This window comes from Coleofasciculus sp. F4-SAH-05 (genome assembly GCF_040222985.1).
Classification (GTDB): domain Bacteria; phylum Cyanobacteriota; class Cyanobacteriia; order Cyanobacteriales; family Coleofasciculaceae; genus Coleofasciculus; species Coleofasciculus chthonoplastes.
Genome location: NZ_JAVKBY010000061.1, coordinates 63,099 through 77,420 on the forward strand (window position 1 = coordinate 63,099; position 14,322 = coordinate 77,420).

Genomic DNA, 14,322 nt, shown 5'->3' on the forward strand with positions numbered 1-14,322 from the left:
TTTCCTGGTAAGCTTCCGGTTAAATCGTCCCGGTTAAATCGTCCCGGTTAAATCGTAGTTAAATCGTAGTTAAATCGTATTGGATAAACTTCTGTTTAAGTTAGCCATTTCAACCACAGCCTCTCGGTGAAACTGAATCACACAAGAGGCTGATTCCCGATAATGGACACGGGTACAGGTAGATACTTTTAGTGTGATTGTGTTGGGGGTCGAATCGAGTAACCGTTGCACCGTACAGGGTTGCCTCTTATTCTTGCAGTAGGCAATGATGCGATCGCCAACTTTAATATCGAGTGCTTGAACGTTCATTAATACTCCTCCTTTGGGTCAATGAATGGGTCAATGAATGGGTCAATGAATTGGCTGTGTCAGTCGTATCCAGCACGAAAAACGGTTTATCGGTACGACTCAACCGAGGGACCATTAATTGTCTTGGAGGTGTCGTGATTGGCTAAGGCTTTTATTGCTCAAAGCCCGTCAGATCATCAAGAGTAGATTTCTCGCTCCTAGCTACTCTACTGTTGTAGTACCTCTTCAGAGTAGCATATAAAAATTGCAAATTATATCAAAGTTAAAATTTTATCGTCAAGATAATGTCGCTATACTGTAATTACTGTTCACCCCGATCAAAAAATCGGCTCTCCTAAGCGTTCAGGTTAAACCATGCTGACTTATTTAACAATTCGTTCAAAATGATAGATTATGACCGTGCCAAGTACGATGAACCGTTCTCTCCACAGTTTCTTCCAAGCGATCGCAGATGCTCGTGATGAGCAGGAACTTCGCCTGCAAATTATGGACGAATTAGGGGAGCATTTTCAGGCGCAGTATTGGGGGCTGTGTCTGCTCAACGAAGATTCTCACGCGGCTGAGGTGCAGATGCAAGGGGGAGCGGATACGGAGGGGTTTGTCGCCGATTACAATAAGCTGGCGCGAAAGGTCGATCCGGTGTTACGCTACGTCATCGAACACCATGCTCCTGCCCATGAACAACTGGTATTCTCTCCAGAGGTTTGGAAACAATCTGAACTGTACCAGAATTGTTATGCTCGCTACGATCACGAACATGTGATGATGGGTCCGATTGTCAGTGGGGGGCGTTTGATGGGTGGGGTATATTTTGCCCGTGCTTCTGATGCACCTGCGTTTGATTATAAAGACTTGGCTGATTTAACCGGATTATGCTTGCATTTATCATCACGTCTGGCTACCTTGCGATCGCAAGCCAAAAAATCCCAGTCTCTCGTCGCTAATCGCCTCACTCCACGGGAACGGGAAATAGCTGATTTGGTTGCCAAGGGGTTGACAAATGCGGAGATTGGTGCTAAACTTTGGATTACCCAAAATTCAGTAAAACAGGCGCTGAAACGGATGTTCCGTAAGTTGAACGTCTCGGCGCGTGCGGAGTTAGTGGCGCGATTGCAGGATACGGTGTAGAGACATTACATGCAACGTCTCTACAATCGGGTAAGAAAAGGGTTCAATAATGTCATACAACCCTAGATATTGCCAGAAAGAAATTAGTTTACAGGAAAATTAATAAAATGTAGGGGCGGGTTTAGGGACTCAATGAACGGGTAAATCCATACATTTTATACAAAACCCGCCCTGAACCCAACCGATAACCTCAATCTAAAATCCATACCTAACGGTTAAGAAGAGGGCGGATTTCGTTGTTTTGTTTGAGGTGTGCCTACTGATTTAATCCCTAAAGGAAGCCCCTACATATCAGGGTGCGATCGCAGAAAAAATAGCGATCGCGGTGGGGATTAGGGCGGGTTTCGTTGTTTTATTTAGGGTGTGTCTACCGATTTAATCCCTAAACCCGCCCCTACATATTGGGGTGCGATCGCGGTGGTTGTCAATGGCGTTAAACAGATGGTTAATTTAACCGACAAACATCAATTTATTGTAAAAATTTTGCCCTCATGTTTAAAATATTAGCAGAGTCTGAGCTATAAAAAATCCGATTGCCAAATGTGAACAGCACGTTGAGCCAAATGCCTCTGGCGTGCAGCAATTGTATCCGGGTTCCATTCTTCAGCCGTAATTCGTTGAGTGAGCTGATAAACACTATTCTGATATTTTTCTTGCTTACTCTGATAGTTTTTTTGTCCGATATCCCGATTAAACGAGGGTTCTAATAGCGTCAGATTTCCCAGACGATAAACCATTTCCTCTAATTGCCGCTCAGTGAAATATTGCCGCCATTCATCGGTTGGTACTTCCGGGAGAATATGCTCAATAGAAAAACTATTTTCCTCCACCTGTATACCTGACGCATCTACCTCTAACTGACTGAGGATATAACGAACCAGTCTACGCTTTTGCCCTTTTGTCGAGATTGAGAGTAGAGAAAAATCTTGTTTAAACTTTTCGTCGGTGACATATACCGGACGAAGAGTATCAAATACTTGTCGTGGCGTTGTGATAGTTCCTTCAGCAATATTAGTGGCAACAGTATTGTAAAATGATTCTAATTCATTCGGATTTAAGCGGCTAACAATACTATAGCGGAACGAGATGACAACGATAAGCTTAAGTAAGCGCGTAAAATTTTCTGGAGAAAACCGCTGATAGGCAGCAAATAGAGTCGGGTAAGCCTGTTTGACTCGAAATAAATTCAACTCACGGATGTAAGGTTGGTTCTCCGGAGTATCACGCCAGAATTCATCATTGGGATTGCTGAGGGCGACATATAAACCACTAAAGTTCTCCAGCTGATCCAATAAATCAAACGCTTTGGTTGCATCATTAACCGATGATCGAACCAGCTTGAATAAACGTTCACGCCGCACTCGAGTATGTTTTAAACTCAAATAGTAACGCAGAAATTCTGGGAACTTCTCCATCTGAACTGTATTGATAATGCGTCGCCATTGGCGCTGTGCTTCTTGTAAGTCATCAGGTCCTCGAAAGAGTGAGAAGAGGTAATTTTTCAACAAGTCAGTGGAGGTTAACTCTATTCCTCTAGCATTTAATGTCTCAAAAACCGTATAAGCATTCAGTTCATCTTCAACGCTGATTTGAATTAACAGCAGTCCTTGAGCCACGGTATCGGTAATAAATATTGCCAATTTTTCGCCATCTTGAGTCACCTCTGGCAGTTTTTCTAATTGAGTAAAGAAGTATTCAAAAGCTTGCCATAGGAGTTGATTCGATTTCGAGAGAGAACGAATATTTAGGGGTTTTCTCAGGTTAACTAAATTACTTTGATAAAAATCATTATTATTTTCATTCAAAATCAGTTTACTTGAATATCGTAGAGAACGAGGGTCTCGATCGCCGAGATAAGTACGCTTTAGAATTTCTTGTCGTTCTTGGTTAGCTTGAGGGTCAATGCCTTTCTCAACCAGCTTTTGGAGCATTTCAATAACAGCAACGGCAATAATACTAAGTGTGGCTAGGCGTTGCTGACCGTCAATAATGGTAAACGATTGATCAGTCGTCCCAGAACGTTGCAGGACAATGGCTCCCATATAATGACTGATACTAACATTATTATGCAGCATTAAAATATCCTGCCAAAGGTCTTCCCAATTCTCCTCTGTCCAGGAATAATCCCGTTGAAACGGCGGAACTCGATAGATTTTTCCGTTGCTAATTAAATCGCCAAAGCTAGTCGTGCGAGTATCTAGGAGGTTAATCCGAACCATAACAAAAAGGCAGAAGGTAAACGACAGAAGAATGTGCAAACTAGATAGATTATCAAGAGGGTAGTCAACCCGGATTTGGTATCACAGGCTTGGAGGAGATGGGGGATCTTGAACACAGGACTTACGCAGACACACCACGGATGGGGGTAAAGGTGCGTTACGCTACGCTAACACACCCTACAAATAGAGCCTTTGCGTAAGTCCTAGAACGGTTTGCTAAACTCAGGTTAACAAATAAACAGCAACCGGTGGTTACAGGTTTAGGGATTACTGATACTAGCCACTATTGGAACTTGCAGGGTTTCTTGATCCACCTTTCCGCATTCGTTCACCTTATGGGGTTGGTTTAGAACTTGATGATCCTGAAGAAATAATTCGCGGTTTTATTGATACGCTGGTTGTACAAGAACAACTTTGGATTTTGGTAATTGAGTCGAAGCGAACCAGTATTCCGGTTCCGGCGGCTTTACCGCAGTTACTGGCTTATATGTTAAGGAGAATCAGCATAATCCCGATGAAGCCAATCCCAGCTAATTTTATTGATGATTTTCCTATCGATTTAGGGGAAGAGTATCAACCGCTACGGCGTGCCTTAAAGCGGCGCAGAGGATTTGGCTTGCTGTTTGTCCGTTGTTCTCCCGCTCAAGGGGAACGGTTGATTGGTAAAGTCCGAAAGGATATTCCCCAGAAAACAGTTGATGTTTTATCCTTAGACGAACCTATTGATAATCTCTACGAAATTATTGACAAGCTACCGAATAAAGACAAGCTTGATATTTTGTTTATCAAGGGGCTTGAAAAATCGTTGGTGGATTATATCAAGCCTGGGATTGGGGGAGAAGGTGACTACTACAAGGAAGACACTGTACCTCGTATTTTAGGTCATTTGAACCTTCAGCGAGAACGCTTCCGCGATGATTTCCAGATTTGCTTTGTCTTTCTGTTGCCGTTATACGCTCTTAAATATTTTATCCGTCGCGCTCCAGATTTTTTTGATTGGCGTTCTGGAGTGTGGGAATTTCCGACGAGTTCAGATTTGATTGAACAAGAAGCCAGTCCTAGCTTTAATAATATCGACGCCATAATGCTAGCTGCACCAGAAGAAAAACAAAAAGCTTTTTGGAGTCAACATTATTTAAAAATAGTTGATGTTACAACTCCAAAAATATTTAAATTTTTGGCTTTTTTTGCCTCTATTTTAACTCTGGTCAATAAGATAATAATAGAAATATTAAAGGTTTACAAAATAATCATTAAAATCATTGAAATACTAGAATTTTATAATGAATTTGAGTATTTCAATGATTGGTATAGCCGAGGTGTTAATCTGTCTGATTTGGGCAGACATGAGGAAGCTCTTGACAGCTTTGACAAAGTTATAGAAATCAAACCTGACTATCACTATGCCTGGTATCGCCGATGTAATGCGCTATATAACTTGGGAAGATATCAGGAGGTGATCACCAGCTTCGATAAATTCCTAGAAATCAAACCTGATGACTACTCTGCTTGGAATCTTCGAGGCATTGCCCTATCTACTTTGGGAAGATATGAGGAAGCGATCGCCAGCTACGACAAAGCCATAGAAATCAAATCCGATGACCACTATGCCTGGTATCATCGAGGCATTGCGCTATTTTTATTGAAAAGATATGAGGAAGCGATCGCCAGCTTTGATAAAGCTCTAGAATTTAAACCTGATAATCAGGATACCTGGTTTCGCCGAGGTAATGCGCTATATCATTTGGGAAGATATGAAGAAGCGATCGCTAGCTACGACAAAGCCATAGAAATCAAACATGATAATCAGGATACCTGGTCTCACCGAGGTAATGCGCTATCTCATTTAGGAAGATATGAGGAAGCGATCGCCAGCTACGACAAAGCCATAGAAATCAAATCCGATGATCACTATGCCTGGAGTCTTCGAGGCATTGCCCTATCTAATTTGGGAAGATATGTTGAGTACAGGGCGACCCGATCCCATTGAGTGGACACCGTTGTGGATTGGTGCAAGCGGGTCGCCCCTACGATAAACTATATTCCGGAGCGATCGCCTGAGTTTTCATGGCATAAATCCTTGGCAACGCTTGTCGGACATGGCGTGTGATTTTGTAGGGGCGGGTTTCACGACTATCCTTTCGGTTACACCTAGATGTGACTAAACCCGCCCCGACTTTCGCCGATTTCGAGTCTTTTGGTGAAACACTGATCAAAGCACATCCCTCACAATCGCAATTTTTTTATTTTAATGCTTCAACACCAAGCGATAGCGAGGTTTACCATGGCGCAGTTTTTCTATCGCCTCATTCACCTGCTCAAAGCTGAAGGTTTCGGTAATCGGTTCAACACCCTGTCGTGCGGCGAAGTCGATCATCCGAGCAATAGTGACTGGACTGCCTACGGGACTAGCTGAAATTGACTTTTGACCGACAATTAAGGGGAAAATTGGGGTGGATAGGGGATTGGGGATGACTCCAACGAAGTGTAACCGACCTTTGGGACGTAATGCAGCAATGTAGGCGTTCCAATCGAGGTCAGCATTCGCCGTGCAGAGAATAAAATCAAAGGAATTCTGCACGGATTCTAAGGCGTTGACATCGCCCGAATTGATAAAATGAGTTGCTCCCAATTCCCGTGCTTCTGCTTCTTTGTCTGGACTACTGGAAAACGCCGTGATCTCACACCCCCAAGCCTGGAGGAAACGCAGCGCGATATGACCTAATCCACCAATACCAATCACGCCAACGCGATCGCTGGGTTTAATGTCAAACTGAACAATAGGGTTAAATACGGTGATCCCGCCGCAGAACAAAGGACCGGCGGTAGCGGGATTTACCGCATCGGGTAGGGGAAACACCCAACTCTGATCCGCGCGAACTTTATCCGCGAATCCACCATGACGACTGACAGGAAGTTTGGACAGAGTACAAGAAATGCAATTGCATGACTCTACAAGCCACTTTAAAGCGTGTTGATTACGCATTTAATCGGTGGTTTAAGGGGCTAGCTAAACGTCCTAAATACAAGTCAATCAAGCATTATTCTGGCTGGACGTATCCGAGTAAAACGGGCTGGAAAGTGCATACCAATGGCGATAATGGTTATCTGGATTTAGCTAAAATTGGCTCAATCCAAATGCGTGGTAAAGCCCGAATTTGGGGGACTCCAACGACCTGCACCATTGTCTACCGTAATGGAAAGTGGTATGCCAGTATAACTGTTAATTTAACTGAATTGCAGGCAGCGACAAGGCAGACAGATTTTGGCTCAGTTGGTATCGATTTTGGGTGCAAGTCAGCCTTGGCAATAACTGATGGAGAAAATCACTCTTTCGTTGAAGCCCCTAAGTTTTTGCGAAAGGCTGAAGCTAAGATTAAACATCTTTCCAAGGGAAAGCGTCGTAAGAGGGCCCCTAACAGGAGGAAAAAACAGAAGGGTTCTAGTCGGTGGAAAAAGACCCAGACAAAAATTAGCCAAGTAACTCGTAAAGTAGCTAATCAACGCCAAAATTGGGTACACCAAGTAGCAACAGACATTGTACGCTGTAATAGCTTCGTTGCTACGGAAAAACTAGAAGTCTCTAAAATGACCCGCTCTTCTAAAAAAGGTAAACGCAAAAAACAAAAGGCTGGACTAAATAAATCCATCTTAGACGTGGGCATGGGAATGCTGAGGTCAGCAATTGAGTACAAGGTGAAAGACGCGGGTGGAGTCTTTATCGAGGTTCCTACCCGCAAAGTTAAGCCGTCCCAGACCTGTCCTAACTGTGGAAACCAAGCGAAAAAGACTCTTTTACAAAGAGTTCACCATTGCCACAAATGTGGATTCACAATGGATCGCGATTTAGCCGCAGCCTTAGTCATGCTTTTGTGGGCATTAGGAATTCTACCGGGGTTTGGAACGAACCTCGTAGACGCTGATGCCTCTAGCTCTACTTCAGAAACCCGTGATCGTAAGCGAACGGGAAGCATGAAGCAACTAGGGCAGATGAAGCGTCAGAAACACAGTCCTACTGGTCTGGTTGTAGAAACAAGGGACCTCTACGGAGTAGGTCTGGGTAGTTCATTCGGTCGCGATATACTAGACGGATAAGTTGACTATCTCCTTGGTGATGTCTCTTCCCTTTATCCCTAAGTCGAATGCTACTGACTGGTATGCTGGTGGGCAATGCCCACCCTACGGTATATTAAAGGTTTGGGCGATTCCCTAATGCACGCTTTTCAGTGCCATTAATCCCTAAGTCCCCTTGAGGCTAATGGAACAGGACGTTTTCCGCGAACTTGCTAACACGCTGCGATCGGCAATTGGTTTGCTGGATGGGGAACAGAACGCCCAACTCCGCCAAGACGCGATCGCACTCTGCGATTATCTGGAGAATCCGATTTTCCGTATTGCTGTTTTTGGTCCGTTTAATTACGGGAAATCGACTCTACTCAATGCTTTACTGGGGAAACGTACCCTACCCATCGATTTAATCCCCACCACAGGCGCGGCGATTCATATCCGCTACGGGAGTGAATTACACACGCGCATTACCCTCTCCAATGGTCAACACATTAGCGAAAACGGTACCGATGTCCTGAAACAGTTTGCCATATTAGATGATCAACGGCGGATGCGGGGGGATGTCACTAATGTTGAGGTATTTTGTTCCCATCCTTTCCTGAAAACGGGCGTAGAATTGCTGGATTTACCGGGAACGGATGACCGCGAAGCCCAGGAAGCCTTAGTTCGCGACCAACTGCTCACCACTGATTTAATTGTTCAGGTGCTGGATGGTCGTAAGTTGATGACATTAGGGGAGCGAGAACACCTGAGAGATTGGTTATTGGATCGGGGAATTACTACAGTTGTTTTTGTGGTGAATTTCCTGAATTTATTGGAACCCGACGAGCAGAAGCAAGTCTATAACCGTTTGCTGTTTGTGGCAGAAAGTTTCCGATCACAACTGCCGAATAATATCAGTAATATCTATCGCGTCGATGCTCTCCCCGCCTTACGCTATCGACTCAAAGGCGATACCGCCGCCGCCCAAACGACGGGGTTAGATATGTTTGAATCGGCGCTGCAAAGCATTGTCGCCACGCGCCATGAGAGCCTCGCCTTCCGCTTTCCCCGTGTGCAGGCGATCGCGTCTCAAATCCAACAGGCTGCAACTGTGAAAGTGCAAGCCATTTCTGCTGAAATTACGGTAGCTCAACAAAAGCATCAAACGAAATTAGAGATTAAACAAAAAGCACAAAACTTAATTAAAAAAGGATTCGCCGCCAGTGTGTCTGATTTCCAAGGATGGCTGTATTTACCGAAACTTTTAGAACGCTATCAATCGGAACTGGTTTCGGCGCTACAACAGGGTACATTTAATCTGTGGGAACAAGGCGGTTTTAAAGAGGCGATTCAGGAACATCAACAGGGAATTGTTAAATGGGTACATCAAGCGGGTGAATTTTTTGATCGCCAACCCCCTACAGATCTAACCATTCCCTTTCCCAAACCTCCAGAAGTCCAGCTTCCGGAACCCCCACCCCAAGCCAAGGGAACTAAGGGTGTTACCCCAGTGGCGATCGCGACGGGATTGGGTTGGGTATTTGGTGGACCCGTTGGCGCGGCGGTTGCGGGTGGGGCGACGTATTTGTTAAACAAAACTCCCAGGGATTCTGCACCGCCAAAGTCTCCGACGGCTTATGTCGAACAAGTAACTCAAGCGTACACCAATGCAGCGACAGAGTACCTAACTTGTTTTAGCCGCGAGGCGGTTTCTGCATTGGAAACTTATGAGAAATTGGCGGAAATGGTGATTAATGTTAATTTTACGAATGAACCGTTAAAACTTACAATTGAGCATCATCAGTTACAGTTATTGCAAAATGTTTTAGAGAATTTGGAGCAAGAATTGGATCGGGTGAAGTTAGCCCTGAACTAAAGCCCTGAACTCAATTACTGGCTCAAAGCTAAAACCCGTTTAAACGGGTTCAAATCTTTTAATGTAGTAAGCTCGATTCTTACTTAAGCTTTAGGTTCCGGAAATTTATTTCCCGGCTACTACTACTTTTGATAACGCCATTTTTGCGCCCGAAACACGCCCACTAATTTAATCCCACTCTCAATTTGAGCAAATCGCTCTTGTTTGACGGATCGCGCTGAACTCTCTTGCATGGAGGTCAAACTAAATCTCCCGCTGTCGATACTTCAACAGTAGAAAAATATAGTTTTGTTTAGGAAAATAATAGGTAACTCTTTTGATCGACTATTAAATAACCAATCCATCTCGCCTAATCTGTAGCTTTGGCAACATCTGGATATGTACAGTTTCCCAATTGGCACGGCTACTATATTTCCTGTTCCCTGTTCCCTGTTCCCTATTCCCTATTCCCTGTGGGGATTAACTGATGTCCTTTCCGTACCTCGTAGTGCTATGTAACCAATCAATCATCCCATCTGGCAAGATAATTTTAGTGCGAGTGTTCGTATCAATACAAACATGGCGAGTTAAGGCATCTGCTAGGTGTCGTTGCGGTGAATCAGCATCGATAACCTGATACTTAATTTCAAACTTGCTATCACTTAACCGTTGAGGTATCCCATCAATCAGCAGCTTGTCCCCACAAAACATGGGCTGAAAAAAGTCTACACGACTGTGGATAATTGGCACAGCTACAGCAGCGTGGCTAAAAAATGTCTTGAGATTAATACCCACCTTGGCTAGAGAGTCTTCATAGGCTTCGTGACACATCGCCAAAACATTGGCAAAGTAAACGACGCCAGCAGCATCGGTATCTTGAAAGCGGACGGTGCGGTTATAGGTAAAGGACATACAGTGAACTACCGCGACTACGTTAAGGCTGGTGGGTTTCGACTTCGCTCAACCCACCCTACGGTATATCATGAATTTTGGTGATCAAAAAAAGTAGGGGTTTGGTTACCAAATCCCTACCTCTCGGTGGGTTGACTGTTCTCTTCACTTAGAATTCCCCAATGGAGGTTGACTTGGACGCCGCCGCTTTTTTTCGCGCCGTTTTTTCCAGTCCCTAATCGCAACCGCTTCTTTTGCGGCTGGAGTGCGATAACCCTTGCGGCTATTTCCATCTTGATTGGCTGATTTGTCAGTCATCGGGTGGGGTTGTTTGACTAAATACTGCGCCAGATCATCGTAGGGTGATTTAAAATTAAGGTCTTGCAGAATGTGCCGAACTGAATGATAACGATTCGTCAGCGATACATTCGTCATTTTCCGCAGCACTTGCGTAAATGGCTGACTGATATGAACTAAGCGTTCCCAGTATAAGACACCGGTTTGGCGATCGCTCTCCAAATCCATAGGCGCTTTTCCGGTTAGCAGGTAAAGACAGGTCATCCCTAGGGCGTAAATATCACTGGCAAATACCGGTCGCAGGGAAAACTGTTCGGGTGGGGCAAATCCAACGGTACCGATAAAATGAGTCGAGGCAAGTTTCATGCTACTGTCCAAGGCTTGAACCAACTTCTCCTTCACCGCGCCGAAGTCAATCAACACCAGCCGACCATCGTCTTTACAGCGGATAATGTTTTGCGGCTTAATATCTCGGTGAATCACGTTATTGCGGTGAATGTAGTCGAGTAGGGGTAGCATTTCCGCCAAAAACTGTCTGGCGGCTACCTCCGATAAACATCCACTCCGCCTGACTAGCCGCGCTAAGGTTAAACCCCGGACATATTCCTGAACCAGAAAAAATTCTCCCCCAGTCTCAAAGTAATTCAGTAACATGGGGATCTGAGAGTGACTACCCAGTTGGCCGAGAATTTTTGCCTCTCGTTCAAAACGCTGGCGAGCATTCTCCAAGGCTTTCGGGTCATCAACTTTGGGGCAAAGCTGCTTAATTACGCACAGCGGTTGACCCGGTAACTCAGCATCTTTGGCGAGAAAGGTCACGCCAAACCCACCGCGACCCAACATTCGCAAGATCTGATAGCGATCGCCAAAGAGTTCATTTTGACCGCAAAGCTGACCAAGTTGGGTTTGCTGTAAAATTTCCGAGTGGAAGGAAGACAGGTTTCCCGGCGCAAAATTCATTTTTCCAGAATCAGATGGTACAAGCTCTCCAGCCTGTTCTTAGTGTAGGCAAAGATCTTCTCTTTCTTCAAATTTACACGATGCCCCGATAAGTGGCACAATAGATATTTCCTATTCATGAATAAATGTAGGCGACCTGAGCGATTAACTTCGACAAAAACAAACCGTTGATCGGTAATAATAGAGCAGACGTGCAACGATGACTATGCATCCAAAACTACAAAAAGCTTTTGAACACCGCCAAGTCCTCAAGGTTATTAGTGGCTTGAATAACTTTGACTCCCAACGGGTGAGTGCTACCGTTAAGGCGGCGGATCGGGGTGGTGCGACGTTTGTCGATATCGCCGCTGCTCCAGATTTGATTCATCTGGCAAAAGGGTTGACAAATCTGCCGATTTGTGTGTCTGCTGTGGAACCCCATCGATTTGTCAGTGCGGTGGAAGCCGGGGCAGATTTGATAGAAATTGGGAATTTCGATAGCTTCTACGCTAAAGGGCGGCGATTTGAGTCAGAAGAGGTTTTAGCCTTGACCCAACAGACGCGATCGCGCTTGCCTGATATTACCCTATCTGTTACTGTTCCGCATATCCTGACATTAGATCAGCAAGTGGAACTGGCACAAGAACTGGTGCAAGCCGGGGCAGATATTATTCAAACCGAAGGCGGTACCAGCAGTCAGCCTCGTTCGGCGGGAACATTGGGCTTGATTGAAAAAGCTGCCCCCACCTTAGCCGCTGCATCCGAAATTTCTCGCGCCGTATCTGTACCGGTACTCTGTGCGTCTGGCTTATCCAGCGTCACCGTACCCATGGCAATTGCCGCAGGTGCGGCTGGTGTTGGCGTTGGTTCTGCGGTGAATCAGTTAGACAACGAAGTGGCAATGGTTGCAGCTGTCCGCCGTTTGGTGGAAGCCTTGGCAACGGTTGAAACCGTAGGGGCGCACAGACGTGCGCCCGATTCAATCGGCAAATCTATCCCACAATTTTAGCTGTGTCAGTCTGGTAGTGGCATGGCACACCTAATTTAGCGTTACATCCAGAAACCGTAGGGGCGCACGTCGCGCCCCTACGGATGATCATCCACTAAAAGGGTTTGAATCGCGGCTACAATAATTTCCGGTTCATCAACCCAGACAAAATGACTACTCTGAGTCGCAGCTATTTGAGTACAATTGCTTGACAGCTTAAGCAGTTCAGCGTGCATCTGATCCCGCAACATATCAGCCGCTTGAATTGGCATATAAAAATTCCAGATTGAGCGCTTGAAGAAGGTACTCGCTTTGATACTTACCAGAGGAATATTACCCAAACTTTTCACCTGACTCACTTGATAACTACTTCGGTCTAAATTCCACAATTCACGCCACATGGTTAACCAGTGACGATAATGATAAAACGAACGCTTGACCTGTTGTCGCGTTTTTGGCGGAAATGGTAACTGGTTGTAAACAATAGAATCAACCACTGGATAGGAATTTCCATAATTAATTGTTATCACGCCAACGACAGGATAATGAAACGGGATAAGCTCGATGCGATCGCGATCGGCAAGCAAACCCTGGCAATTGTCCAGCAGAATACCGCCCTAGCCGTTACTCCCAATGTAGCGGCGTTGGGATTGGCGTCAACGGTAGGACTTCATCCCCTAGTTGCTACAGGGGTGCATAATGGAAGTGCGATCGTAGCTGGATTAAATGCGCTACGACCTTTAATGCATCGGGATTAGTCATCAAGAAGGGAACAGGGAACAGTGAGGGGACGGTGATAGACCGGGGGATGTCTTTGTTGCCCGATTAAACACAAATGTAGAGACGTTGCATGCAACGTCTCTACAGCCTGTAAGGTTGGCAAAATGGGCGTTAAAACTTATCGGTTTCAGAGGGAGAACTGCCTCCTCCTGGTTTGGTCAGGAATAAGTTATCCTCTACCTCATTCTGATAGATACATTCAATTTCTGGATTACCTTCCAATGGACCAGTGAAGCCAAAGGTATTCATCCGATTTTTACACGATTTCACTTGATCCGAAGTAACCAGGTTCCGTTTCTCTAAAATTGCCCAGTTGTTCCGGCGCAAAACACATCCGGGGCGCATACTCGGCTGGGTGACGTAAACGTTAAAGGGGTTGAGAGTAACGAAAACTCGCATATCTGTGACCATTGCACTGGCACCATACTGGATACACAATTCCGGATTGGGCGCACTGCGGTCAATGGCTTCACGGGATGCCACATTTTCTAGATTGGGACTAGCGGTGGAACTAAAGGCGATACCGACGCCAATTCCCAGGATAAAAATTCCGCCGAGGATGGCGAGGGTGGTGGCGTTCAGGATAGAAGCTACGGGGTTAGTTCGACGTTTCATAGGGGTTGAATCAACTTTGCTGGAATTGCCAGGGAGGGATTAGAGGGATATTAAAATACCAAAAGGTCAGTTTTAAGACCCTATACAGGAACTAAGTATATTTTATCTTGATTGACACTCCCACGGCTTAAAGCGCGTGGGATTCTACATTCATCGTCAGAACTTGCTCTACCAGGCTTGCGCCAAGTAGCGTAGAGGCTCCAACTCCTGTAGCGTTACTTCGGGATTGCCCATCCCTAGATTTTGCCTTG

The 14,322-nt window shown here is 45.3% G+C and carries 11 protein-coding genes and 3 pseudogenes; 6 read left to right on the forward strand and 8 right to left on the reverse strand.

Annotation, left to right across the window (positions count from 1 at the left end; all coding sequences use genetic code 11):
- Positions 1-69: 69 nt before the first annotated feature.
- The gene (locus tag RIG27_RS07405) at positions 70-309 is read right to left on the reverse strand and encodes a hypothetical protein (RefSeq protein ID WP_446343835.1); all 240 of its coding nucleotides are present in this window, start codon (positions 307-309) and stop codon (positions 70-72) included.
- Positions 310-702: 393 nt separating this feature from the next.
- On the opposite strand from RIG27_RS07405, the gene RIG27_RS07410 reads away from it, so the two are divergent.
- Positions 703-1,437, forward strand: a complete 735-nt coding sequence (locus tag RIG27_RS07410; RefSeq protein ID WP_446343752.1) for a helix-turn-helix transcriptional regulator — start codon at positions 703-705, stop codon at positions 1,435-1,437.
- 518 nt (positions 1,438-1,955) lie between these two features.
- Here the strand turns inward: RIG27_RS07410 and RIG27_RS07415 are convergent.
- A complete protein-coding gene (locus RIG27_RS07415; RefSeq protein ID WP_446343837.1) occupies positions 1,956-3,656 on the reverse strand; it encodes a DUF262 domain-containing protein in 1,701 nt (566 codons plus the stop codon).
- 286 nt (positions 3,657-3,942) lie between these two features.
- Between RIG27_RS07415 and RIG27_RS07420 the strand changes: the two genes are divergently transcribed.
- On the forward strand, positions 3,943-5,646 hold the full coding sequence (locus RIG27_RS07420) for a tetratricopeptide repeat protein (protein WP_446343839.1): 1,704 nt from the start codon (positions 3,943-3,945) through the stop codon (positions 5,644-5,646).
- A 37-nt stretch (positions 5,647-5,683) separates the two neighbouring features.
- Here the strand turns inward: RIG27_RS07420 and RIG27_RS07425 are convergent, their stop codons facing one another.
- Both RIG27_RS07425 and RIG27_RS07430 read right to left on the reverse strand, forming a co-directional pair.
- On the reverse strand, positions 5,684-5,872 hold the full coding sequence (locus tag RIG27_RS07425) for a hypothetical protein (protein ID WP_446343841.1): 189 nt from the start codon (positions 5,870-5,872) through the stop codon (positions 5,684-5,686).
- 32 nt (positions 5,873-5,904) lie between these two features.
- Positions 5,905-6,624 (reverse strand): annotated as a pseudogene (locus RIG27_RS07430) (zinc-binding dehydrogenase); the annotation flags it as partial.
- Between RIG27_RS07430 and RIG27_RS07435 the strand changes: the two are divergent.
- Positions 6,567-7,751: pseudogene (locus tag RIG27_RS07435) on the forward strand (RNA-guided endonuclease InsQ/TnpB family protein); the annotation flags it as partial. The pseudogenes RIG27_RS07430 and RIG27_RS07435 overlap by 58 nt on opposite strands.
- A 163-nt stretch (positions 7,752-7,914) precedes the next feature.
- Positions 7,915-9,582: a dynamin family protein gene (locus tag RIG27_RS07440; RefSeq protein ID WP_446343843.1), complete on the forward strand. Its 1,668-nt coding sequence runs from the start codon at positions 7,915-7,917 to the stop codon at positions 9,580-9,582.
- A 459-nt stretch (positions 9,583-10,041) separates the two neighbouring features.
- Here the strand turns inward: RIG27_RS07440 and RIG27_RS07445 are convergent, their stop codons facing one another.
- Both RIG27_RS07445 and RIG27_RS07450 read right to left on the reverse strand, forming a co-directional pair.
- Positions 10,042-10,473 carry an acyl-CoA thioesterase gene (locus tag RIG27_RS07445; protein WP_446343845.1) on the reverse strand — a complete coding sequence of 144 codons (432 nt, stop codon included), beginning with the start codon at positions 10,471-10,473 and terminating at the stop codon, positions 10,042-10,044.
- Between the two features lie 144 nt (positions 10,474-10,617).
- Positions 10,618-11,709: a protein kinase domain-containing protein gene (locus RIG27_RS07450; RefSeq protein WP_446343847.1), complete on the reverse strand. Its 1,092-nt coding sequence runs from the start codon at positions 11,707-11,709 to the stop codon at positions 10,618-10,620.
- Between the two features lie 199 nt (positions 11,710-11,908).
- On the opposite strand from RIG27_RS07450, the gene RIG27_RS07455 reads away from it, so the two are divergent.
- Positions 11,909-12,697 (forward strand): DUF561 domain-containing protein, encoded by a 789-nt coding sequence (locus RIG27_RS07455; protein ID WP_446343849.1) that lies wholly within the window; start codon positions 11,909-11,911, stop codon positions 12,695-12,697.
- Between the two features lie 77 nt (positions 12,698-12,774).
- On the opposite strand, the gene RIG27_RS07460 is transcribed toward RIG27_RS07455, so the two are convergent.
- Entirely contained in the window at positions 12,775-13,173 is a 399-nt protein-coding gene (locus RIG27_RS07460) for a hypothetical protein (RefSeq protein ID WP_446343851.1), read from the reverse strand.
- A 63-nt stretch (positions 13,174-13,236) separates the two neighbouring features.
- Between RIG27_RS07460 and RIG27_RS07465 the strand changes: the two are divergent.
- Positions 13,237-13,434, forward strand: a pseudogene (locus RIG27_RS07465) (hypothetical protein); the annotation flags it as partial.
- 133 nt (positions 13,435-13,567) lie between these two features.
- On the opposite strand, the gene RIG27_RS07470 reads toward RIG27_RS07465, so the two are convergent.
- A complete protein-coding gene (locus RIG27_RS07470) occupies positions 13,568-14,071 on the reverse strand; it encodes a DUF3172 domain-containing protein (protein WP_446343729.1) in 504 nt (167 codons plus the stop codon).
- Positions 14,072-14,322 lie beyond the last annotated feature (251 nt).

Bases quoted from the DNA above. Each gene is read 5' to 3' on its own strand.
- RIG27_RS07405 (WP_446343835.1), bottom strand. From the start codon at position 309: ATGAACGTTCAAGCACTCGATATTAAAGTTGGCGATCGCATCATTGCC.
- RIG27_RS07410 (WP_446343752.1), top strand. From the start codon at position 703: ATGACCGTGCCAAGTACGATGAACCGTTCTCTCCACAGTTTCTTCCAA.
- RIG27_RS07415 (WP_446343837.1), bottom strand. From the start codon at position 3,656: ATGGTTCGGATTAACCTCCTAGATACTCGCACGACTAGCTTTGGCGAT.
- RIG27_RS07440 (WP_446343843.1), top strand. From the start codon at position 7,915: ATGGAACAGGACGTTTTCCGCGAACTTGCTAACACGCTGCGATCGGCA.
- RIG27_RS07445 (WP_446343845.1), bottom strand. From the start codon at position 10,473: ATGTCCTTTACCTATAACCGCACCGTCCGCTTTCAAGATACCGATGCT.
- RIG27_RS07450 (WP_446343847.1), bottom strand. From the start codon at position 11,709: ATGAATTTTGCGCCGGGAAACCTGTCTTCCTTCCACTCGGAAATTTTA.
- RIG27_RS07455 (WP_446343849.1), top strand. From the start codon at position 11,909: ATGACTATGCATCCAAAACTACAAAAAGCTTTTGAACACCGCCAAGTC.
- RIG27_RS07470 (WP_446343729.1), bottom strand. From the start codon at position 14,071: ATGAAACGTCGAACTAACCCCGTAGCTTCTATCCTGAACGCCACCACC.